The organism is Mucilaginibacter limnophilus (assembly GCF_004005815.1).
GTDB lineage: Bacteria > Bacteroidota > Bacteroidia > Sphingobacteriales > Sphingobacteriaceae > Mucilaginibacter > Mucilaginibacter limnophilus.
Window position 1 is genome coordinate 575,913 of sequence record NZ_SACK01000001.1, and the last position, 23,336, is coordinate 599,248.

Below are 23,336 nucleotides of genomic sequence, written 5' to 3' on the forward strand. Positions count from 1 at the left end.
CAGCAAAGCTACCTGTGACTATTGCTGATTCCTCATAAACTGTAAACATACTTAATGAGTACCGACTTATTTAACGAAATAAGAGTTCTGGAAGACGTTAATTCCCTTTCGAAGCATGAAAAGCTGGTTCAGGGTGTAATTAACGCGATTGATCAAAAGATGATATCAAGGGGCGATATGCTGCCTTCGGTAAACCAAATGATCAAAGAGTTTAACTATGCGCGTGAAACTATTGTTAAAGCATACAAAGATCTGATTACACGGGGTATAATTGAATCGAAAAACCGCCGAGGGTATTTTGTTTCTACTGATGATACCGGTCAGCATCTTAAGGTTTGCTTATTATTATTTGCTTTCGATACTTTTCAGGAAACGTTCTATCAAAGTTTCAGAAATCATTTGGGGGAGAATGTACACCTCGACATTTTCTTTCATCACAATAACCCGCAAATATTTGAAACCATTGTTAAAAGCATAAAGGGTAAATACGGCATGTATGTAGTTGCGCCAATTCCTCAGCCCGAGTCGGTTGAATTGCTGGAAGAATTGCCGATGAACAAATTTTTAATGGTTGACAGGTTTATAAAATTGAAAGAGCCTCATTCTTACATTGTACAAGAATTTGAAAATTCTTCATACGACGCGTTTGCCGCTTTAGCCGACCGGATAAAAGAGTTTGACGAGTTTATATTCTATTTCAAGCCATCTTCTGCCGAGCCTGATGAGGTATTGAAGTCGTTCAAAACGTTTGTTAAGGACTATAAGGTAAAAGGAGTACTTAAGAATAAATATGAGCCCGGAAGTATTGAACCTGGCAAAGTTTATTTTACAATACACAATCTTGAATTATGGCAAATGCTGAAAGATACCAGGAGCAAGGGTTTAATTTTGGGTAAAGACCTGGGTATTTTATCGCATAACGATGATAACGTTAAAGAGATAATTTTTGATGGCATTACAACTTTTTCTATTGATTTTGCTGAAATGGGAAATAAAGCCGCCGAGTTTGTGCTTACCAAAACCCCTGTAAAGCATGTGATGAAAACCGAACTTTTCCGTAGAAATTCTCTTTAAGTGAACCCGACTGTTGTTTTAAGCTTTCTGCTTTTTACTTTTCTGGCTGCTTTAATATCGTTTGTTAAATCATCGGGAAGCCGTAAGGCTACCACCACCGATTTCTTTTTTGCTAACCGCACAAACGGATGGCTCATTATCGGCGCGTCATTGTTTTTTAGTAACATTAGTTCGAACCAGTTTATTGGCGAAAATGAGTCGGTTTACATCAACAACATGTCGGTAATAGGATGGGGCGTTACATCGGTAGTGGCAATGCTTATTGTTTCCGAATACTTTATACCGATATACATGAAAGCCGGCGTTATGACCACGCCCGACTTTCTGGAAAAAAGGTATGATAAAAGTACCAAGCTGTTAGTTTCGGTTGTATTTCTTTTCAGTTACATAATTAACCTGTTGCCTGCAGTGCTTTACGGTGGCGCGGTAGCTTTCAGCAGTATGTTTAATATTCCTTCGTTTTTAGGGATCAGTTACTGGCAAAGCATCTGGTTACTGGTATTTATAATTGGAATAATTGGAGGTATTTATTCAATTGTTGGTGGCTTTAAGGCGATCACTATTTCGGATACCGTACTAAGTATCTGTATGTTTATGCTGGCGCTTATCATTCCATATTTTGGACTGAGGTACTTAGGTGATGGAAGCGTTGAAATGGGATTCCAAAAAATACTCTCTTCTAAAACCGAACATCTGAACGCAATAGGCTCTGAAACGGATGCAGTTCCTTTCAGTACACTTTTTACCGGGATGCTTATAGTTAACCTGTACTACTGGGGAATGGAGCAATACATTATTCAGCAGGCCATTGCAGGCAGAAGTTTAAAGGATAGCCAAAAGGGTATTGCCTTAGCCTGTTTCGCAAAGTTGCTTTGCCCGTTACTAATCAATATCCCGGGATTAATTGCTGTACACATGTATCCATCGTTAACCAACACAGCCGAGGTTTTTCCAACGTTGGTAAAAGATGTATTGCCCGGATTTTTGGTCGGGTTAACAGCGTCGGTTTTATTAGGTGCAGCCATAACTACATATAACGCCGGCCTTAACAGCAGCAGTACATTGTTTGTATTAAACTTGTACAAGCCTTACCTTGAAAAAAAGAAAAAAGGTGACGTGTCAGAAAGGCAATTGTTGAGGGCCGGGAAGATCTTTCAAATTTGCATATCATTATTTGCTGTATTTTTTGCGCCCTTTATCATTTTTGCTCAGCATGGTTTTTATAATTACTTACAGAAGGTAGGAGTGCTATTTACCATTCCAATTTTCACCATTATTTTTCTTGGATTTATAACAAAAAGATTGCCCGCTATCGCAGCTAAAGTAGGTTTGGTGTTTTTCATAGTATGTTACCTGGCCTCTCAGCTATTAATGAATCTGAAACTTCACTTTTTGCATGTTATTGCTATCGTATTTGTTATAACAAGCGTCCTTATGCTATTAATAGGGCGGCTATATCCACAACCGCAGCCTTATGTTTTGCAATTAGACAATAAGGTTGATATCAGTCCTTGGAAAAACAGGCATTATATCAGCATGCTATTATTAATTATAATGGTTATAATCTACCTGGTATTTTCTCCTGTAATGCTTGCCGGCTAAATTTCAAGCATCGTTTAAAACAAGCCTTAAAACCTAACAACCTTTTAATCAGATTTTATAACAAAAATTTGGAATAATAATTTTATTCCGTACAATTGTAGTATAGAATAGTATAGATTATAATTGAATTAAGTATGAGGAAATTTTACTAACCACTTCTAAACGCCACTCATTGCAGTAGTTCACCGTAATGCTTATAAACCTTTTAAAACCAAGTATAACTGACTCTCGACATAGGGTCAGGTAATCTTTTATGTGATTACCGATTTCGTATTAGCCATTATGAACCAATTTTATGAATCAAAATTTCAAATTGAAAACCTTTCCAATTGAAAGAAAACCACACGATCCAAAAAAAGCATTTTTTTGGATTGCTGTTTTGCTGTTAGGTTTGCTTGCACCGGCGGCCAACGCGCAAGTCCCGAAAATTACTGTTACCGGAACTGTAACTGATTCGGTAGGCGAGAAACTTATTGGTGTAAACATCGCTGTTGAAAATAAGTCGGGAGTAGGCACAACTACTGATGTAAACGGCAAGTTTGTATTAGATGTTGAAGAGGGCTCGGTACTGCGTATCACTTACGTTGGCTTTACAGATCAACGCATTACTGTTAACGCCAACAACCGTACATTGAACATTGTGCTTCATGCAGCCGGAAAACTTGAAGAAGTTGTGGTTGTGGCCTACGGCCGTAAACAAACACGCGAAGCTATTGTAGGCTCGGTATCATCTGTTAAACCGTCTGACCTTAAAATTCCGGCGAGTAATTTAACTAATGCGTTAGCGGGTAAAGTTGCGGGTGTAATCGCTTTTCAACCAAGCGGCCAGCCGGGTGTTGATAACGCTAACTTTTTTATTCGCGGTGTAACCACTTTTGGTTACAGGCGCGAGCCGCTTATTTTGGTTGATAACGTAGAAGTAAGTACCAATGATTTTGCCAGGCTGCAGGTGGATGACATTGAAAGTTTTTCAATACTGAAAGACGCCAGCGCAGTGGCTTTATATGGTGCGCGTGGTGGTAACGGTGTTATTATTGTTAAAACCAAAGAGGGTAAGATAGGCAAGGCGCAAATTGCCGTACGGCTTGAAACAGCTTCGTCAGAGTCCGGCAAGAACTTGGAATTTGCTGATCCTATAACCTATATGCGGCTATTTAATGAGGCAACCGTTACCAGGTATTCAGGAAGAGACCGCCCTTATACAGATAATGATATTTTAAATACACAAGCTACAATAAACGGTGCCCCTGGAAGTAATCCTTATGTATATCCGGCTGTCGACTGGATGGGCTTGTTGTTTAAAAGTAGAACCAGTACCCAACGCGCTAATATAAATGTTAGCGGAGGTAGTGGTGCGGCGCGTTATTATGTAGCGGGTTCATTTTCTAATGATAATGGTTTGCTGCGCTCAGATATTCGGAATAATAATAACAACAACGTTAATTTTAAAAATTACCAGTTACGTACCAACGTAAATATCAACCTTACCAAAAATACCGAACTGGTGGTTAGGTTATCAGGTAACTTTAACGAATACAATGGTCCGCAAACCAATGATGCGTCTTTTGCAACCGATTTGTATAACCTGGTTACACATACAAGCCCGGTTGATTTCCCTGCTTATTATGAGCCCGATGTGGCCAATTTACAAACCAAGCATGTTTTGTTTGGTAACGTAGCAAAACCAAATACTAAACTCACTGAGTTTGTAAACCCATATGCTGCTTTATTAAAAGGTCATAAAAACTTTTCAGAGTCAAAAATGCTTGCCCAGTTTGAACTAAACCAGGGACTTGAATTTTTGACCAAAGGGTTGAATGCGCATGCGATTTTCAGTACCAATCGTTACGCGCGCTTCGAATCAAAGATGGAGTATTTGCCTTATTATTATGAAGTAGAATCCTACGACAGGCTGTCAAATACTTATACACTCGATTGGATAAATGATCAACCTAAACAGGCCCAAGAATATTTGAACTATACAGCAGGCGATGATAATTTAAATACTTTTTACTATGGCCAGGCTTCAATAGACTATAACCGCGATTTTGGTAATCATAATATAAGTAGCGCGCTTATTGGTACCATGCAGCAAACTGTTTATGCTAATGCAAGTGCCTTAATCAACGCTTTGCCATTCCGTAACCTTACCCTTGCAGGTAGGGCTACTTATTCTTATAAAAGGAAATATTACCTTGAGTTTAACTTTGGTTATAATGGCTCTGAGCGTTTTTCGGAAAACCACCGCTTCGGTTTCTTTCCAACAATTGGGGGCTCATGGATCATTTCAGACGAGAAGTTCTGGGGTAACCTTTCAAGTGTGCTTGAACGCGTAAAATTGAGGGCCAGCTATGGCCTTGCAGGTAACGATGCTATAAGCGACAGGCGCTTTTATTACCTTTCTGACGTAAACCTTAACGGGGGTAACCCTGCTGTATTTGGTACTAACAACGGTTACTCTCTTAATGGTGTTAGTATTAATAACTACGAAAACAGGAATGTTACATGGGAGCTTTCAAGGCAGACAAACCTTGGCCTCGAAATAAGTTTTCTTAAAGACTTTAAGCTGATTGCCGAGGTTTATAAAAATGATAAGTCGGACATCCTTCAGGCCAGGTCTGATATCCCGTCTACCATGGGTCTTGAAGCGGCTATATCAGCAAACATAGGTAAGGTATCATCAAAAGGTTTTGAACTTTCGCTTGACGGCAGGCGTGACCTTGGAAATACCTTGTGGATAGGTGCGTTAGGGAATTTTACCTATGCACAAAACAAATTTACGCAGTATGAAGAGCCTGAATATAAAGAATCATACAGATATCATGTAGGTCAGCCTGTAAACCACCTTTACGGATACGTTGCCGAGAGGTTATTTGTTGATGACGAAGAAGCCAGAAATTCACCTCAGCAGATATTCAGCGGTAACGGCATTGCGCCTATGGGTGGTGATATAAAATACCGCGACCTTAATAATGATGGTATAATTAATGGCGATGATCAAACCTACATAGGCAACCCATCAATACCGCAGATTGTATATGGTTTTGGCGTGTCATCAGGTTTTAAAAACTTCGACCTTTCTGCTTTCTTCCAGGGGCAGGCAAAAGTTTCATTCCTGATTGATGCGGCACGTACAAGTCCGTTTATTAAAAGTCCTGATGATTACTTTAATACCGGCAATACACAACTGTTACAGGCGTATGCAGATGATCACTGGTCAGAAGATAACCAAAACCTTTACGCGTTGTATCCGCGCCTTGGCCCGGATGGTGCTGTAATTGAAAATAACAGGCAAGCCAGCACCTGGTGGCTGCGCGACGGAAGCTTCCTGAGATTGAAATCACTTCAGGTTGGTTATACGCTGCCAAGAAACTTATCTGCAAAATTAAAACTGAAAACTTTAAGGATATACTTCAATGGCCTGAACCTGGTTACCTGGAGCCCTTTCAAAATGTGGGATCCTGAACTTGGTGGAAATGGCTTCGCATATCCAATTCAAAAGGTTTATAACCTCGGCCTCGACATTAAGTTGTAAACTAAGTAAACCGAACGAAAATGAGATTATCAAAATATTTACTTGTACTTGCAATTGCCGCTACAAGTGTATCCTGTAAAAAATATCTTGATGTTACCCCTGACAACGTGGGTACCATTGATTATGCTTTCAGAAACAGGAACGAAACTGAAAACTACCTGTTTAGCTGCTATGCTACGCTGCAGCAGTTTCAATACCCGCAATACAATGCAGGTTTTGTTACTTCGGGCGAAATAATATTTCCGGAACTTTTGGCCAGGGAAAAAACAGGTGTTGACCCTGTTGGACTGCGCCTGATGTACGGCAAACAAACAACCAGCGAACCGGTGATGAATTTTTGGGATGGTGAAAATGGCGGCCAAGCTATTTTTAAAGCCATCAGAAGGTGTAATACAATGCTTGAAAACATTGATAAGCCTTTTGATTTAACTGAAACCGAAAAAACACGCTGGATAGCCGAGACAAAATTTCTAAAGGCTTACTATCATTATTATTTGTTCAGGTTATACGGACCAATACCTATAATCGATAAAAACCTGCCTATTACCAGCAGTACCGAAGAAGTTAGGGTAAAAAGGGCGCCGGTAGATTCGGTTGTAAATTACATGGTAAGGTTGCTTGATGAAGCCATACCCGGCCTGCCTGTAGTAATACAAGATGAAAACCGTGAGCTTGGACGTATCACACGGCTTATTGCCATGTCGGTAAAAGCCGAGTTACTGGCTACAGCTGCAAGCCCGTTATTCAACGGTAATCCTGATTATGCATCGTTTAAAAATAAGGATGGAGAACAATTGTTCAACTCCCAATATGATGCTACCAAATGGGACAAGGCGGCGCAGGCATGTATTGATGCCATTACGCTAAGTGAAGCAAACGGACGCAGATTACATGAGTTCATCGCGCCGGGGAACATTCCGCAAAACTTACCGCAGGAGCTAAGGCGCGTACTTACCATACAAACAGCTATTACCGAAAAGTGGGAGCTTAATAACGAATTCATCTGGGCGCTTAATCCAACCTTCGGTTTTGGCAAACAGGAATACGCTATGCCGCGGATAACTTTGGCTTCTACAAAAAACCTTATTGCACAGGGCACCTTTGCGGTTCCTATTGCCCAGCAGGAACTGTTTTATACCAAAAACGGCGTACCTATCAACGAAGATAAAACCTGGGATTACGCAAACCGCTATACCCTAAGAACAGGTGATGAAGCGCATAAATACTACATACATAACGGTTATACAACCGTAAAGGGCCACTTTGACCGTGAAACAAGATTCTATGCAGACGTAGCGTTTGACGGCGGGGTGTGGTATGGCAACGGAACCAGCGGCCTTAATAATCCTGAGGATCCATTGTACGTACAGGCCAGAGGTTCTGATTCATATGCCGGTCCTAAAGACGATAGTAAAACCAACATTACAGGATACTGGCCTAAAAAGCTGGTTAACTACCTTACTGAATATAATCAGGAAATGACCTGGGTTGATTACCGCATGCCTTTAATACGTTTGGCCAGTATGTATTTGCTGTATGCCGAGTGTTTAAACGAGCAGGGAAAATCATATACCGAGGTTGTGCCATGGATTGATAAAGTAAGGGCACGTGCCGGATTACCGGGGGTGGTTGAGGCCTGGCAAATCTATTCAAATAACCCGTCGAAGTTTGCTAATCAAAGCGGATTACGTGATATTATTCATCACGAACGCCGTATTGAACTAGCATTTGAAGCGCAGGCAGGATGGGATTTAAGGAGATGGAAAGAACTTCAGGGCGTAATGGGAAATGCAATGCAGGGATGGAATATTTTTGAATCTGATCCGCAAAAATACTACCGTCCGGCAAACATATTTATCCCGGTATTCAATCTGCGTAATTATTTGTGGCCGCTAAAAGACAGAACCCTATTAGCCAACCCAAATCTTGTACAAAGCCCGCTGTGGTAAGCATAAATAATTAAATAGTTAATTATGAAAAAAATTAAATACGCTAAGTTAACACTGCTGATAGCATTGTTAATGATGACGATAATATCCTGTAAAGAAAACAAAGGGTATAATGAACCTATTTCGGGTGATAAAACCAAGCCCGGAGTAGTTACCAATGTTAAGGTTGATGATTTTAACGGCGGATCATACATCACTTACGATCTTCCAAATTCAGAAAACATTCTTTACGTGTTAGCCAAGTACAAAATAAATGATAATGTATCAAGGGAAACCAAGGCATCCTATTATAAAGATACCATTACAGTGGAAGGATTTGCGGCATCAAAAGAGTATAGTGTAACACTTTATACGGTTACCCGCGCCAACGTGATGTCTGACCCGGTTGAGGTAATCGTGCACCCAAAAACACCTGTTTACCAATTGGTAAAACCCACTGTTGCAATTTCTGAAGATTTTGGCGGTATCAATGTACAGGGATTAAATCCGCTTAAAAAAGAAATCGGTTTAATTTTGCTTGCATATGATAATTCAACCAACAGGATGGAAGTACAGGACCAGTTCTTTACAAAGGCTGACACTATCAACTATTCGGTTCGTGGCTTTGCCAATGCCAGCAGGGATTTCGGAATATATGTTACCGACAGGTGGGGCAATATTTCTGATACCATAAAGAATACCCTAACGCCTTTGTATGAAGAAATGGCCGACAAAGGTAAATTCAGCGTTTATAACTTAAACTCGGATACGCCTATTGGCTTTGGCTGGGTACTACCAAATTTATGGAACGGGAATACAGGTGGCGATGGATGGCACACCGCCTCAGGTAACAGGCCGCCCTATATTTGTACATTTGGTATAGGTAAAACCTATAAACTAAGCCGTTTTATAATATGGGAAAGAACCGGCCAGTACACTTATGGCTTGGGTAACCCAAAAGATTTCTCATTGTGGGGATCAAACGCTGCACATCCGGGCGATGCTGTTCTTCCATTACTGGCACCTGAGGGAACTGTAATAGGTGATTGGGTAAATATGGGTAACTATCACTTTCCTGATCCGCCGTCAGGTAATCCACCGGGATCAACCACCGCGGCCGACGAAGCGTTTGTAAATGCAGGTGTTAATTTTAACGTGCCGTTTAATGCACCTTCTGTACAGTTTTTACGCATTTCGGTACAAACCACCTGGGGTAATTCAGACGCTGCACACATTATTGAAATGTCTGTTTATGGCAGGCCAGAATAATTCATCCTTAATAGTTTGAACATGAAAAATATTAAATTCATAGTACTCGGCCTTTTAACCATCGCCATATATAGCTGTAAAAAATCAGAAACCAAGTTCCGCGATTTTTTTGACGGACATGAAATTGTTTATCCAGGCGCCGTGAGTGATGTTTCATTTACATCGGGTCACCTGCGTGCCGAACTTAAGTGGCCCTCCAGTCCTGATCCAAGTATCACCAAATATGTAGTGTATTGGAATAACAAGGCAGATTCGCAGGTAGTGAACATCACCGAAAAGCAGGATACCATAAAAACAATTGTAAGCGGTTTGCAGGAGTATGTGTACAGTTTTACCATTTATGCTTTTGATAAAGATGGAAACAAGTCAATCCCTAAAGAGGTAAACAATGTAAAGGTTTATGGTGATCTGTTTACTAAAAGCTTGTCAAACAGAAACTACGATGTTACCAATCCATACAGCATCGACAAAAATGGAGTGTTAACTCTGTATTTTATTTCACCCGATACCATTAATGTTACTAACGTAGGTACAACCGTCAGGTACACTAATCAACAGGGTAATATAGTTGAGAAAAATTTGCCTGCAGGCAGCAACACGCTTGTTATAACCGATTATAAAGCCGAAACCGCCATTAATTACAGGTCGTCATATATCCCTGGCAGGCAATCTATTGATACGTTTTTTGTACCTGAGTATTCGTCTTTTGCGCAAATTGACCCATATTATGCAATCGATAAATCACTGTTCCGGTCAATGTCATTACCTAATGAAGTGTATGCTGATTTCGGTACCAGTTTTGAAAAATTGTGGGATGGGAGTATTGGCCCGCAAAGCTATCCTAACATCTTTCATACCAACTCGGTTGACATGCCGCATTTCTTTACTTTTGATTTGGGACAGGTTTACAACGGTTTAGGTAAAATGGAAGAAACAGGCCGCGACTGCTGCCATAATCCTGACCAGTTTGAAGTTTGGGGCATAGCCGATATCAACAGTTCGCATACATCATTACCGGGCAACAACGCTGGCTGGAAAGATGAAATGATAGCAAACGGCTGGACGCTTTTAGCCGACATAACCAGAAATGACGACGGAAGCGCACCATATAAGTTCAACCTTATCAGCAATCCGCCGCCTGTGCGCTATATCCGTATCCGCGTAAAACATACCGCCAACGGAAACACAGTAAATAGTAACATAAGCGAACTTACTCTTTGGAATAAATTATAATATAAAGGGCGAAGCCATGGCTTCGCCCGATAATAAAATTTGATGTTACGAGGCTTAATTACATCCTTACTTTTTTGCAGTACAGTACTTCAACTGCATGCTCAGGCTCCTGCAGCCGGGCAGGCAGATTTATGGAAAGGCTTTGAACGAATAAATATCAGCATAAGCGGACATAAGGCTTATTATGTTAAACCCCGTAAGCCGCTTCAGGGCAATCCGTGGGTATGGCGGGCTTCATTTCCGGACTGGCATACCGATATAGACAGCCTGCTGCTTGTAAGGGGATTTTATGTAGCATATGTTAGTGTAGATGATCAGTTTGGCAGCCCGTATGCCATGCAGGTTTGGGATCAGTTTTATACTTACCTTATAAAAAAACAAGGTTTTGCAACCAGGGCAGCCTTAGAGGCGATTAGCCGTGGGGGTCTGTATGCTTATGCATGGGCTAAGCGAAATCCCGACAAGGTTAGCTGCATTTACGCTGAAACGCCTGTGTGTGATTTTAAAAGCTGGCCGGGCGGGAAAGGAAAAAGCCCGGGCGATAAAGATGAGTGGATTAAACTGCAAAACGCATATCACTTAAATGAAACGCAACTGCTGCAATACAACGACAACCCGATAGACAATCTTGAGGGTCTTGCATCATTTAAAGTACCTATTTTTCATTTAGTTGGTTATGATGATAAACTGGTGCCTTCGTCTGAAAATACATTTCCGCTTGTTCAGAAATATATGGCATTAGGCGGGCCGGTTACTGTTTATCCGGTTACCGATGGTCCGCAGGAAATGCAGGGTCATCATGTGCCTATAAAAAAACCGGCAGTAATAGCAGATTTTATTTATCAGAATTCATATCCGGTAAACGCACCGCTTAGTTACAAAAACTACATAAACATCAGAGGTGGCATACCCAACGCTTATAAAATAATCACACAAAAAAAGCAGGTTACAGTAGGTTTTGTGGGCGGCTCTATCACATACAATCCGGGCTGGCGCGAAAAAGTTTGCCGTTACTTAAGCGAACGTTTCCCGGATACGAAATTCCGTTTTATCAGAGCCGCTATACCTTCACTGGGTAGTTTGCCGCATGCGTTTCGCCTGCAGCAGGATTTGCTTGATTCTGGTAAGGTCGACCTGATGTTCCTTGAAGCTGCGGTAAATGATAAAGTGAATAAAACAGACAGCCTTATACAAATACGTGCGCTGGAAGGGATCGTTAGTCATGCCAGAAAGAGTAATCCGGCAATGGATATTATCATGATGTCTTTTGCTGACCCTTACAAAACTGATGATTATAACAAAGGAAAGGTGCCAACTGAAATTGCCAATCATGAACTGATTGCCGCCCACTACAATCTGCCATCAATCAATCTGGCGAAAGAAGTAGCCGATAAGATCAGGAACAATGAATTTTCATGGAACGACGATTTTAAGGATATCCACCCGTCGCCGTTTGGCCAGGAATTGTATTTTGCTACAATCAAAAGCCTGTTTCACTATGTTTTTGAAATCAAACCGCCTCAGAATATTGTAAAAGCGAAATTACCCCAACTGTTGAACACCTTCAGCTTTACTAAAGGGCGCTATTACAATATTCGAAATGCTAAAGCCGGTACAGGCTGGGTGTACTTTCCAAACTGGAAACCTTCGGATAATTTGTCAACACGCGAAGGTTTTGTAAATGTGCCTATGCTAGTTGCCGAAAGGACGGGCAGTAAGCTTACACTTCCGTTTAGCGGAACAGCTGTTGGTATGGCAGTGGTATCAGGCGGCGATGCAGGTGTTATCTCTTACTCAATTGATAATGGCCCGGTAAAAGAGATAGACCTTTACACAGAATACAGCAGCTGGCTGCATTTGCCTAATTATCTACTGTTTCAGGGTGATTTAAAAAAAGGGAGCCACACGTTAACGCTTACCATATCAGATAAGAAAAATGCCAACAGCAAGGGTAACGCATGCCGTATAGTTAACTTTTTTATAAATGATAATTAAGCTTAGTGAGCTGATTTGAATATGCATATATATTGATTAAACCTATGATAACGAAACGAATTATTGCAGCTCTTTTACTTGCCGGAAGCTTTACACAAGCTTTATTCGCGCAAAAGCAGGAGTTGAAACTATGGTATGATAAGCCGGCCGGTATGTGGGAAGAAACCTTACCGTTGGGCAACGGCCGACTGGGAATGACGCCCGATGGGGGAGTATCAACCGAAAAAATAACACTTAACGATATCACCTTATGGTCAGGCAGTCCCCAGGACGCAAATAATTACAACGCCTATAAAGTACTTCCGCAGATACGGAAGCTGATAATGGAAGGAAAAAACGACGAGGCGCAGGAATTGGTGAATAAAGAGTTTGTATGTAAAGGCCCGGGCTCGGGTGGTGCGCAGTACGGTAAATTTCAGGTGTTGGGTGAACTTCAACTGCAATTTGATTACGAAGGAAAAGAAGAGCCACAAAATTACACCCGCCAACTGTCGCTGAATACAGCTATAGCTAATAGTTCATACACAATAAATGGTGTTACTTATCGCAAAGAGTACTTTACCAGTTTTGGCGATGATGTTGATGTTATCAGGATAACTGCTGATAAACCGGGAATGTTAAACTGTAAACTAACAATTAACCGCCCGGAAAGATATGATACGAAAACTCAGAATGGTGAATTGGTAATGAGCGGGCAGCTTGATAACGGTATCGATGGTAAAGGAATGCGTTACCTTGCAAGGGTAAAGGCCGTTATCAAAGGCGGTAGTCAGGAAGCTACAGACAAAGCTATCAAAACAAGTAAAGCAAACGAGATACTGATATACATATCCGCAGGTACCGATTTTAAGGATCAAAATTTTGAAAGCAAATTGGCTAAAAACTTAAGCGCGGCAGTTAACAAGAGTTATGATGTGCAAAAGCAGCAGCATATCCGTTTGTTTCAAAAGCTTTTTTCAAGGGTAAGTGTTGATTTGGGCGAAGGTGAGAACAGTAAGCTTACGACTGATAAACGTTTGAATCTTTATTATAACAACCCTCAGGCTGATAAATCGTTACCGGCACTATTTTACCAGTATGGAAGATACCTGAGTATCAGCAGCACACGGGTTGGCTTGTTACCGCCAAACCTGCAAGGACTTTGGGCAAACCAGATAAACACGCCATGGAACGGCGATTATCATTTGGATGTGAACATCCAGATGAACCAATGGCCGGTAGAGGTCTCTAATCTTTCAGAACTAAATCTGCCCATTGCCGAACTGGTTCGCGGTATGGTTAAAAACGGGGAAAAAACCGCGAAGGCTTATTACAATGCTGATGGATGGATAGCACACGTAATCACAAACGTTTGGGGCTTTACCGAGCCTGGTGAAAGCGCTTCGTGGGGAGCGTCAAACGCGGGTTCGGGCTGGCTTTGCAATAACTTGTGGGATCACTACGCTTTTACAGGCGACAAGAAATATCTGGAAAGTATTTACCCGATACTTAAAGGCTCTGCGCAGTTTTACAACAGCGCATTAGTTAAAGAGCCGGAGCATGGCTGGCTGGTTACGTCACCTTCGGTATCACCCGAAAACAGCTTTTACTTGCCAAATGGAAAAAGCGCCAGTATATCAATGGGGCCAACTATTGATAACCAGATAGTACGAGAACTTTTTACAAATGTAATTACCGCAAGCAAAGTATTGAATAAGGATGCCGCGTTCAGGAAAATGCTTGAAGCCAAATTAAAACAACTGCCGCCGGTAGGGCAGGTGTCAAAAGACGGAAGGATTATGGAATGGCTGCAGGATTACAAGGAAACAGATCCGCAGCACCGTCACATTTCACATTTATACGGTGTTTATCCCGCTACATTGATTACAACCAATCAAACCCCGGCTTTAGCCGAAGCTGCAAAAAAATCGCTTAATGTTCGTGGTGATGATGGCCCAAGCTGGAGTATTGCTTATAAGCTGCTGTTTTGGGCACGGCTTCAGGATGGCAACCGCGCCTTCAAATTACTGCGTGAACTGTTGAAACCTACATTAAAAACTGACATTAATTATGGTGCAGGCGGTGGTGTCTATCCTAATTTACTGTCTGCAGGCCCACCGTTTCAGATTGACGGTAACTTTGGCGCCACCGCCGGTATTGCCGAAATGCTGATACAAAGCCATGACGGCTACATCGAGTTCATCCCATCAATCCCTGATGTTTGGAAAGAGCATGGTGACGTAAAAGGATTAAAAGCGAGGGGTAACTTTACTGTTAATTTCAGCTGGAAAAATGGGAAAATAGTGAGCTATACGGTTAGCTCGGCAACGCCAAAAAAAATAAAGATCAAAATAAACGGTACGGTAAAAGAAATTGTGTCAAAGAAAATATAAGCGGGAAGTAATGAAATTTAATAAGATAGCAATTAAGGGTCTGATAGGTGCTGCGGTACTGTTATTCGTACAAGGAACGTTAACACAACAATCTTTTGCTCAAACCATTATTCCCGTTCAAACACAAAATAACGCGCTTGTACTGGAAGCTAATAATGAGAAAGATCTGAGCATTATATTCTTTGGAAAGAAGCTGGCTGATGTAAACGAATACAAACTTGTTAGTAAGGCATACAAGCAAAGCGATGATTATACGGGTCTTTTAAATTCTGTTTATACGCCTTCAGGGTCGCGCAACCTGGTTGAACCTGCCATTTCTGTTACCCATGCCGACGGTAACAATTCGCTCGACCTGCGTTATGTAAGTCATAAAGAAACAAAGCTGAGTGACGATGTGTCGTTATTGAGTGTTCTGTTGAAAGATCCTGTTTATAATTTTGAGGTTACCCTTTATTATAAATCTTACTTTAAAGAGGATGTTGTTGAACAGTGGAGCGAGATAAGGCATACCGAAAAAGGGACGGTTACACTGCATAAATATGCATCGGCCAATCTGCACCTGAAAGCCGGTTCTTACTGGTTAAATCAATACCACGGCGATTGGGCGCGGGAGATGCAGCCTGAGGAAAGCAAACTTACACATGGCATAAAAACACTTGATTCAAAGTTGGGTACCCGTGCAAACCTGTTTCAGCCGTCGGTTTTTATGATCTCGCTTGATAAGCCTGCCGCCGAGGACGAGGGTAATGTATTGTATGGAGCGCTGGAATACAGCGGCAATTTTAAAATTGATTTAGAATTAGATTACCAGAACAACCTGCGGATCATTGCTGGTATAAATAATTATGCTTCGGCTTACACGCTTAAATCAGGTGAAACGTTTACAACCCCTGCATTTCTTTATACTTTTTCAGACAAAGGAAAGGGCGATGCAAGCCGTAAATTGCAACGATGGGCACGAGAACATAAATTGCTTGACGGCAAGGGAAGCAGGTTAACGCTGTTAAATAACTGGGAAGCTACTTATTTTGATTTTGACGAAAAAAAACTTGCAGAACTTATTCGTGATACCAAAAAGCTGGGGGTAGATATGTTTTTGCTGGATGATGGTTGGTTTGCCAATAAGCACCCGCGTAATGGTGATGTAGCTGGTTTAGGCGACTGGCAGGAAAATCGTACAAAGCTGCCGAACGGCATAGGTTCCTTAATAAAGGAAGCAGATGCAAACGGTGTTAAATTCGGAATATGGATTGAACCTGAAATGGTTAATCCGAAAAGCGAACTATATGAAAAGCATCCTGATTGGGTGCTTAAACAACCGGGCAGGAATGAGTATTATTTCCGCAATCAGCTGGTGTTAGACCTCGCCAATCCAAAAGTTCAGGACTTTGTATATGGTGTGGTTGACGGATTGTTCACTAAAAATCCGAAGCTGGCTTACATCAAATGGGATTGTAATGCGGTAATTTACAATGCACATTCATCGTATCTTAAAAATCAATCGCATTTTTATATCGAATATATGCGCGGGCTTTACAAGGTTCTTCAGCGCATACGGGCTAAATACCCAACAGTGCCCATGATGTTATGCTCGGGTGGCGGCGGCCGGGTTGATTATGGCGCCCTCCAATACTTTACCGAGTTTTGGCCAAGTGATAATACCGATCCGTTAGAGCGGATATTCATCCAATGGGAGTATTCATACTTTTACCCTGCAATAAGTTCATCAAACCACGTTACTGACTGGGGTAAACAGCCGATTAAATTCCGTACAGATGTTGCCATGATGGGTAAACTTGGCTTTGATATCGTGGTAAGTAAGCTGCCAGAAAATGACCTGAAGTTTTGCCAGGAAGCCATCAAAAATTATAATTCAGTAAAAGATGTTATATGGCATGGAGACCAGTACCGGTTACTAAATCCGCGTGATGGTTCAATAGCTTCTATGGCTTATATTAACGATAAAAAAACATCAGGTGTAATATTTAATTACCTGGTTAATAGCCGGTATGGTGAAAGCAGTAAGGCCCCGATTAAATTAAAGGGTCTTGATCCGGATAAAAAGTACCGTATAAAAGAGATCAATTTATATCCCGAAACTAAATCAACAATCAATGCAAATGCTGTTTACTCAGGTGATTTTCTTATGAATGTTGGCTTTAACCCGGATGTGAACAGTGGCAGAACAAGTGTTGTATTGCAGTTGGAAGAAGCAAATTGATGTATTAGTTTAGTTTTATTTTATATAAAGCAGGCACCAATCAGGTGCCTGCTTGTTGTTTATAAACTGTTAATTAATATACCTGTAAGAATGGCATCAATTAACTCCGTGCCTTTAGCTTTCCAACCTAAAGCCTGCTGCTTTTATTTGTTGAACGACGGACAGTTGAAAGAAGCGAAATACAGAAAGACTTAAAAGTGACCAACGTCACTTTTCTATCCAATATCCGTCATTCTTTACTCTGACATTTAGCAGGAATTTAGCAGCATGATAGCTGCTGATATTTCTCTCGATACCACCTGTTACCATTGCGGTGAAGAGTTTGACGATACTCCTCTGGTATTTGACGATAAGAATTTTTGCTGTGCGGGCTGCGGGGGTGTGTACCGCATATTATCGCAAAACGGGTTGTGTAATTATTATAGCTACAACCAGCATCCGGGTGCTAACCGTGCCAAACTTGACGGTCGTTTTGAGTACCTCGACGAGCCAAAAATAATTAGCGATTTGGTTGACTATACCGATGGCAGCATCACCATCGCTACCTTTTATATTCCGCATATCCATTGCAGCTCGTGTATCTGGCTGTTGGAGCAGCTCAACCGCCTTAATCCTGCCATTTATTACAGTCGGATTGATTTCCTTAAGAAACAGATAAACATCCGTTTTGATACATCCAAAATCAGCCTGAGAGAAGTAGTAGAGTTGCTATACGATATCGGATACGAGCCGTTAATCAGCTTACAAGATGTTATAAAACAACAGGTAAAAGGGGGTAAGGATAATCTGGTAAAAAAGATTGCCGTAGCTGGGTTTTGTTTCGGTAACGTAATGCTGCTGAGTTTTCCCGAATACCTGGGCTTGTCTGAATACGAAAAGGATTTCGCCCGTTTGTTCGGCATATTGAATATCCTGTTCTCTATCCCCGTGACGTTTTACAGCGGGTGGGAATATTTTACTTCGGCCTACAATAATCTAAAAAACAGAATTCTTAATATCGATTTTCCGCTGGCTTTGGGTATAGCTGTGCTGTTTTTGCGTACGGTTATCGAGATTGTCACCAACGCCGGTCCCGGCTTTGCCGATACACTTTGCGGACTGGTATTCTTCCTGCTGGTAGGCAAGTTTGTTCAGCGTAAAACATATTACCATATATCATTTGAGCGCGATTACCGGTCGTTTTTTCCGGTGGCGGTGCAGGTATTGGACGGGGAAAGGGAAAAGCCTGTGCCCCTGGCCGAGATTAGCACCGGTAATCGCATTCTTATTCGCCATAACGAAATCATTCCTGCGGATGCTATCCTGTTAAAAGGTAACGCGCTGGTTGATTTTAGCTTTGTTACCGGCGAAGCCGCCCCTGTGGAGAAAGTGCTGGGCGAGGTTATTTATGCCGGCGGCCGGCAAACAGGCGGCGCGCTCGAACTGGAAGTAATCAAACCTGTTTCGCAAAGCTACCTAACCCAATTGTGGAACAACGAGGCCTTTACACGCCAAAAACAGAACCGCATGCAAACCTTTAACGAGAAGGTAAGCAAGCACTTTAGCGTGGTGCTGCTTGTTATCGCATTCGGTTCACTGTTGTTCTGGTTACCTATCGACTGGCAGCGGGGTTTATCAGCGTTCACCGCCGTACTTATAGTAGCCTGCCCGTGCGCGCTGGCGCTGAGCACGCCGTTTACCATGTCGGCAGCGTTAGGGGTGTTTGACCGTAACCGCTTCTATCTTAAGAACACCGCCGTGGTAGAACAACTTGCACGTATTGATACCCTTGTGCTTGATAAAACAGGTACCATCACCACTGGCGATATCGACGTAGCCGGCGTACCGGTTCTAAGCAAAATGCAGCAGCGCATGGTGTACACAGCCTGCATCAATTCATCGCACCCCATGAGCAGGCGTATATGCAAGCACCTGGGTGGCAGCGGAAAACTGCCTTTTGATAGTTATGAGGAAATACCGGGCAAGGGTATATCGGCTAAAGTTAACGCGCACAGGTTACTAATTGGCAGCGCGGCTTTTACGGGCGTAGCCACAACAGGTGAAAGCGGCGCTTCGGTACATATCGTTATTGATGGGGCATACGTTGGCGCTTTCCGTTTTCAGAACGCTTATCGTGATGGGTTGAATGAGGTGACGGCATTGAAAGATAAAAAATATCAGCTATTCCTGCTATCGGGTGATAATGATAAGGAGCGTGACGCCCTGAAACAATTCTTCAGCGCGAATACCATGCACTTCAACCAGTCGCCACAGCAAAAGCTCGATTTTATACGGATACAGCAGCTGACCGGTAAAAAAGTAATGATGATGGGGGATGGCCTTAATGATGCCGGTGCGCTAAAACAAAGTGACCTCGGCGTAGCCGTAACTGATAATGTGAACAATTTTTCGCCAGGCAGCGACGCTATTTTAGACGGGCGTTCGCTTAGCAAGCTGCCTGCGTTTTTAAGCTTTTCTAAAGATACCGTTAAGGTGATTTATATGTCGTTCTTCATATCACTTACCTATAACCTTATCGGTTTATCATTCGCGTTTACGGGCAAATTATCGCCGCTTATCGCGGCCATATTAATGCCGCTAAGTACGGCTACCATTATATCATTCACCAGCATTGCCACACACGTGGCGGCACGCAGACGCAAATTATCATGAGTATTATTTTCTTTTTAATAGGATGCAGCATACTACTCGCTCTTGGGTTTTTGTGCGCGTTCTTCTGGGCGCAAAGACAGGGCCAGCACGATGACCTGTACACACCATCGGTACGCATACTGCTTGACGATGATGAACCAAAGGAAAAATGACGAAGGTCATCTTTTCAACCAACAAGTATCATGTCATAGCAATGTCAACCGAAATAATTTTACATCATTCAAATCCTGATTAATTTATGCAACCAGAAAAATTTTACTACGATAACAAAATCGTCCGAAACTTCGGTATTGCCACCATTGTGTGGGGTATTGTAGGCATGACGGTAGGGCTGCTGGTGGCCTTGCAGCTGTTTAAGCCCGGTATGAACATGGGTAACCAGTACACCACATTTGGCCGCATACGCCCGCTTCACACCAATGCGGTGATATTCGCGTTTGTGGGCAACGCTATTTTTATGGGCGTTTACTACTCGCTGCAACGCCTGCTTAAAGCGCGTATGTTTAGCGATGTATTAAGCAAAATCCACTTTTGGGGATGGCAGCTTATCATTGTCGCGGCAGCAATAACGCTGCCTTTAGGTTTAACTACCTCGCACGAGTATGCCGAGCTTGAATGGCCAATAGACATCGCTATAACGTTGATATGGGTAGTGTTTGGTATCAATATGTTCGGCACCATTATTAAACGCCGGGAAAGACACCTGTACGTAGCCATCTGGTTCTACATAGCCACGTTTGTTACCATTGCGGTGCTGCATATTGTTAACTCATTCGAACTGCCTATATCAGGCTGGAAAAGTTATTACCTGTTTGCCGGGGTACAGGACGCCCTTGTGCAATGGTGGTACGGACACAACGCCGTGGCGTTTTTCCTTACCACACCTTACCTGGGCATGATGTATTACTTTCTGCCTAAAATGGCCAACAGGCCCATCTACTCATACAAACTGAGTATCCTGCACTTTTGGGCACTGATATTTATTTATATCTGGGCCGGTCCTCACCACTTGTTGTACACCACGCTGCCTGCCTGGGCACAGTCATTAGGTGTGGCATTTTCCATTATGCTGATAGCGCCAAGCTGGGGTGGTATGATAAACGGTTTACTAACCCTTCGCGGCGCGTGGGATAAAGTTCGTGATGATGTTACGCTGAAATTTATGGTGGTTGGTTTAACTGCCTACGGTATGGCAACCTTTGAAGGGCCTATGCTTTCATTAAAACAAGTAAACGCTATAGGCCACTTTACCGACTGGATTGTAGCGCACGTACACGTAGGCGCCTTGGGCTGGAACGGTTTTTTAACCTTCGCCATACTGTACTGGCTGATACCGCGCATATACAAAACCGAGCTTTACTCAAAAAAAGCCGCCTCATTTCACTTTTGGATTGGTACCCTTGGCGTACTATTCTACGCGGTACCATTGTACTGGGCTGGCTTTACACAAGGCTTAATGCTTAAAGAGTTTACGCCTGAAGGTTTGCTGAAATATCCAAACTTTCTTGAATCTATCAGCCGTATTTTACCAATGTATGTAATGCGGTCAATTGGCGGTACACTTTACCTTGCCGGTGTAATTGTAATGGCCTGGAACCTTGCCAAAACTATGGCAAAAGGCAAACTGGTTGCATCAGAAGCTGCCGAAGCCATGCCGCTTGAACCAACTTACGTTAAACATAAAGGCGATATATGGCACAGGGTTATCGAGCGCCGCCCGATACAATTGATGGTACTGTCGCTGGTAGTAATTCTGATAGGCAGTATCATTGAGTTGATACCAACGTTCACCATATCATCAAACGTGGCCACTATAGCCAGTGTAAAACCATACACACCGCTTGAGCTTCACGGCCGTGATATTTACATCCGCGAAGGGTGCGTTAACTGCCACTCGCAAACGGTGAGGCCGTTCCGCTCGGAAACTGAGCGCTACGGCGAGTACAGCAAGGCAGGCGAGTTTGTGTACGACCACCCGTTCCTGTGGGGCTCAAAACGTACCGGGCCCGATCTGGCACGCGAAGGTGGTAAATACAGCAACGCATGGCACTATAATCACCTGCTCGACCCAAGGCTGATGTCGCCGGGAAGTATCATGCCCGAATATAGCTGGCTGATTGATCAAAAACTGGATACTGCTACTACGGCATCTAAAATAAACGCCATGCGCAGTCTTGGCGTGCCATATACGGCAGGTTACGAAAGTCAGGCCAATGCCGACCTTGACAAACAGGCGCAAGGCATCGCCGAAAATCTGGCTAAGGATAAAATCAAAGTAAAAAGTGATAAAGAGATAGTAGCCATAATTGCCTACCTGCAACGCCTGGGTACAGATATTAAAACAAATAAAACCGCAAATAAATAATAACATGTTTAAGCAATTCATACACAATATAAATGGTGACCAGGTGTACCTGATCACGTCATTGGGCATTTTCCTGTTGTTTTTTATAGTGGTTACGGTGATGCTTATCCGCATACGTAAAAACCATGCCGATTACATGAGCGCTATTCCGCTGCACGATAGTAAGCAACCTGCTAAAACTTTTGAGTTATGAAAATCTTACGCCTTACATTCTTATCGCTTTTTTTATTGAGTACTGCGCCCGTTATGGCCGATGAAGGTAGCCTGATGAGCGGCGAAACGCAGGATTATATTGCTTACGGTGCCATCATATTAATGTTACTGCTGTTTGTGGTAACCATGCTGGTGTTGTTGCGCACCTTTAAAGTGTTAAGCAGGTTACTTATTGGAAAAGAAGCCCCGGAAATAGCCGTTGATGTTCAGCATGCAACTGTGCCGGTTGCGAAGCCCAAGAACACTGTGATCAACAAGCTGCTGTCGTTAAAGCCATTATCTGAAGAGAAAGACCTGATAATTGAGCACGATTATGATGGCATACAGGAGCTTGATAATCCTACACCAGCATGGTTCATGGTATTGTTTTATGCCACGATAGTTTTCGCCGTGGGTTACCTGATGGTGTATCACGCGTTGGGTATAGGGCAGTTGCAGGATCAGGAGTATGTTACCGAAATGAAGATTGCCGAGAAGGAAAAAGAGGCTTTCCTTGCAAAATCGGCCGACAGGGTTGACGAGAACACTGTTAAGCTATCTACCGACCCTGGGGTTATTGGTGCCGGTCAGGAAATATTTGTGAAAAACTGTTCTCCATGCCATGGTGATAAAGGACAGGGTGTTGTAGGGCCAAACCTAACGGACGATTACTGGCTGCATGGTGGGAAAATAAACGAAGTATTTAAAACCATAAAATACGGCATACAGGCCAAAGGCATGCCTAACTGGGATAAACAGTTATCGCCAAAGCAAATAGCGGATGTGGCAAGCTACATTGAGTCGATACACGGTACAAACCCGCCGGGCGCGAAACAACCTGAAGGCGAAAAAATGAATGACGAGAAAACGGCTGCTAATATTGAGTAGCCGCGTGATA

Annotated in this window: 14 protein-coding genes; all 14 read left to right on the plus strand. The window is 42.6% G+C overall.

What is annotated here, in order from left to right; all coding sequences use genetic code 11:
* The first annotated feature begins 54 nt into the window (after positions 1–54).
* On the plus strand, positions 55–1,074 hold the full coding sequence (locus EOD41_RS02525; RefSeq protein ID WP_127703197.1) for a GntR family transcriptional regulator: 1,020 nt from the start codon (positions 55–57) through the stop codon (positions 1,072–1,074).
* A complete protein-coding gene (locus EOD41_RS02530) occupies positions 1,075–2,676 on the plus strand; it encodes a solute:sodium symporter family transporter (protein ID WP_127703198.1) in 1,602 nt (533 codons plus the stop codon). It abuts the gene before it with no gap.
* Positions 2,677–2,971: 295 nt separating this feature from the next.
* Positions 2,972–6,211 carry a SusC/RagA family TonB-linked outer membrane protein gene (locus EOD41_RS02535; protein WP_127703199.1) on the plus strand — a complete coding sequence of 1,080 codons (3,240 nt, stop codon included), beginning with the start codon at positions 2,972–2,974 and terminating at the stop codon, positions 6,209–6,211.
* A gap of 20 nt (positions 6,212–6,231) precedes the next feature.
* Positions 6,232–8,160 (plus strand): RagB/SusD family nutrient uptake outer membrane protein, encoded by a 1,929-nt coding sequence (locus EOD41_RS02540; RefSeq protein ID WP_127703200.1) that lies wholly within the window; start codon positions 6,232–6,234, stop codon positions 8,158–8,160.
* Between the two features lie 24 nt (positions 8,161–8,184).
* Positions 8,185–9,408, plus strand: a complete 1,224-nt coding sequence (locus tag EOD41_RS02545; protein WP_127703201.1) for a DUF5000 domain-containing lipoprotein — start codon at positions 8,185–8,187, stop codon at positions 9,406–9,408.
* A gap of 21 nt (positions 9,409–9,429) precedes the next feature.
* Positions 9,430–10,641, plus strand: a complete 1,212-nt coding sequence (locus EOD41_RS02550; RefSeq protein ID WP_127703202.1) for a DUF4998 domain-containing protein — start codon at positions 9,430–9,432, stop codon at positions 10,639–10,641.
* Positions 10,642–10,683: 42 nt separating this feature from the next.
* Positions 10,684–12,636, plus strand: a complete 1,953-nt coding sequence (locus EOD41_RS02555; RefSeq protein WP_127703203.1) for an SGNH/GDSL hydrolase family protein — start codon at positions 10,684–10,686, stop codon at positions 12,634–12,636.
* A 44-nt stretch (positions 12,637–12,680) separates the two neighbouring features.
* Positions 12,681–15,008: a glycoside hydrolase family 95 protein gene (locus EOD41_RS02560; protein ID WP_127703204.1), complete on the plus strand. Its 2,328-nt coding sequence runs from the start codon at positions 12,681–12,683 to the stop codon at positions 15,006–15,008.
* Positions 15,009–15,018: 10 nt separating this feature from the next.
* A complete protein-coding gene (locus EOD41_RS02565) occupies positions 15,019–17,229 on the plus strand; it encodes an alpha-galactosidase (RefSeq protein ID WP_127703205.1) in 2,211 nt (736 codons plus the stop codon).
* Between the two features lie 267 nt (positions 17,230–17,496).
* A complete protein-coding gene (locus EOD41_RS02570) occupies positions 17,497–19,881 on the plus strand; it encodes a heavy metal translocating P-type ATPase (protein ID WP_127703206.1) in 2,385 nt (794 codons plus the stop codon).
* Complete coding sequence (gene ccoS, locus EOD41_RS02575; protein ID WP_127703207.1) at positions 19,878–20,033, plus strand: cbb3-type cytochrome oxidase assembly protein CcoS; 156 nt, start codon at positions 19,878–19,880, stop codon at positions 20,031–20,033. The genes EOD41_RS02570 and ccoS overlap by 4 nt, the downstream gene beginning before the upstream one ends.
* 86 nt (positions 20,034–20,119) lie before the next feature.
* Positions 20,120–22,246, plus strand: a complete 2,127-nt coding sequence (ccoN, locus tag EOD41_RS02580) for a cytochrome-c oxidase, cbb3-type subunit I (protein ID WP_127703208.1) — start codon at positions 20,120–20,122, stop codon at positions 22,244–22,246.
* A 4-nt stretch (positions 22,247–22,250) separates the two neighbouring features.
* Complete coding sequence (locus tag EOD41_RS02585) at positions 22,251–22,439, plus strand: hypothetical protein (RefSeq protein WP_127703209.1); 189 nt, start codon at positions 22,251–22,253, stop codon at positions 22,437–22,439.
* Positions 22,436–23,326 (plus strand): cbb3-type cytochrome c oxidase N-terminal domain-containing protein, encoded by an 891-nt coding sequence (locus tag EOD41_RS02590; protein ID WP_127703210.1) that lies wholly within the window; start codon positions 22,436–22,438, stop codon positions 23,324–23,326. Before EOD41_RS02585 ends, EOD41_RS02590 begins: the two co-directional genes overlap by 4 nt.
* Positions 23,327–23,336 lie beyond the last annotated feature (10 nt).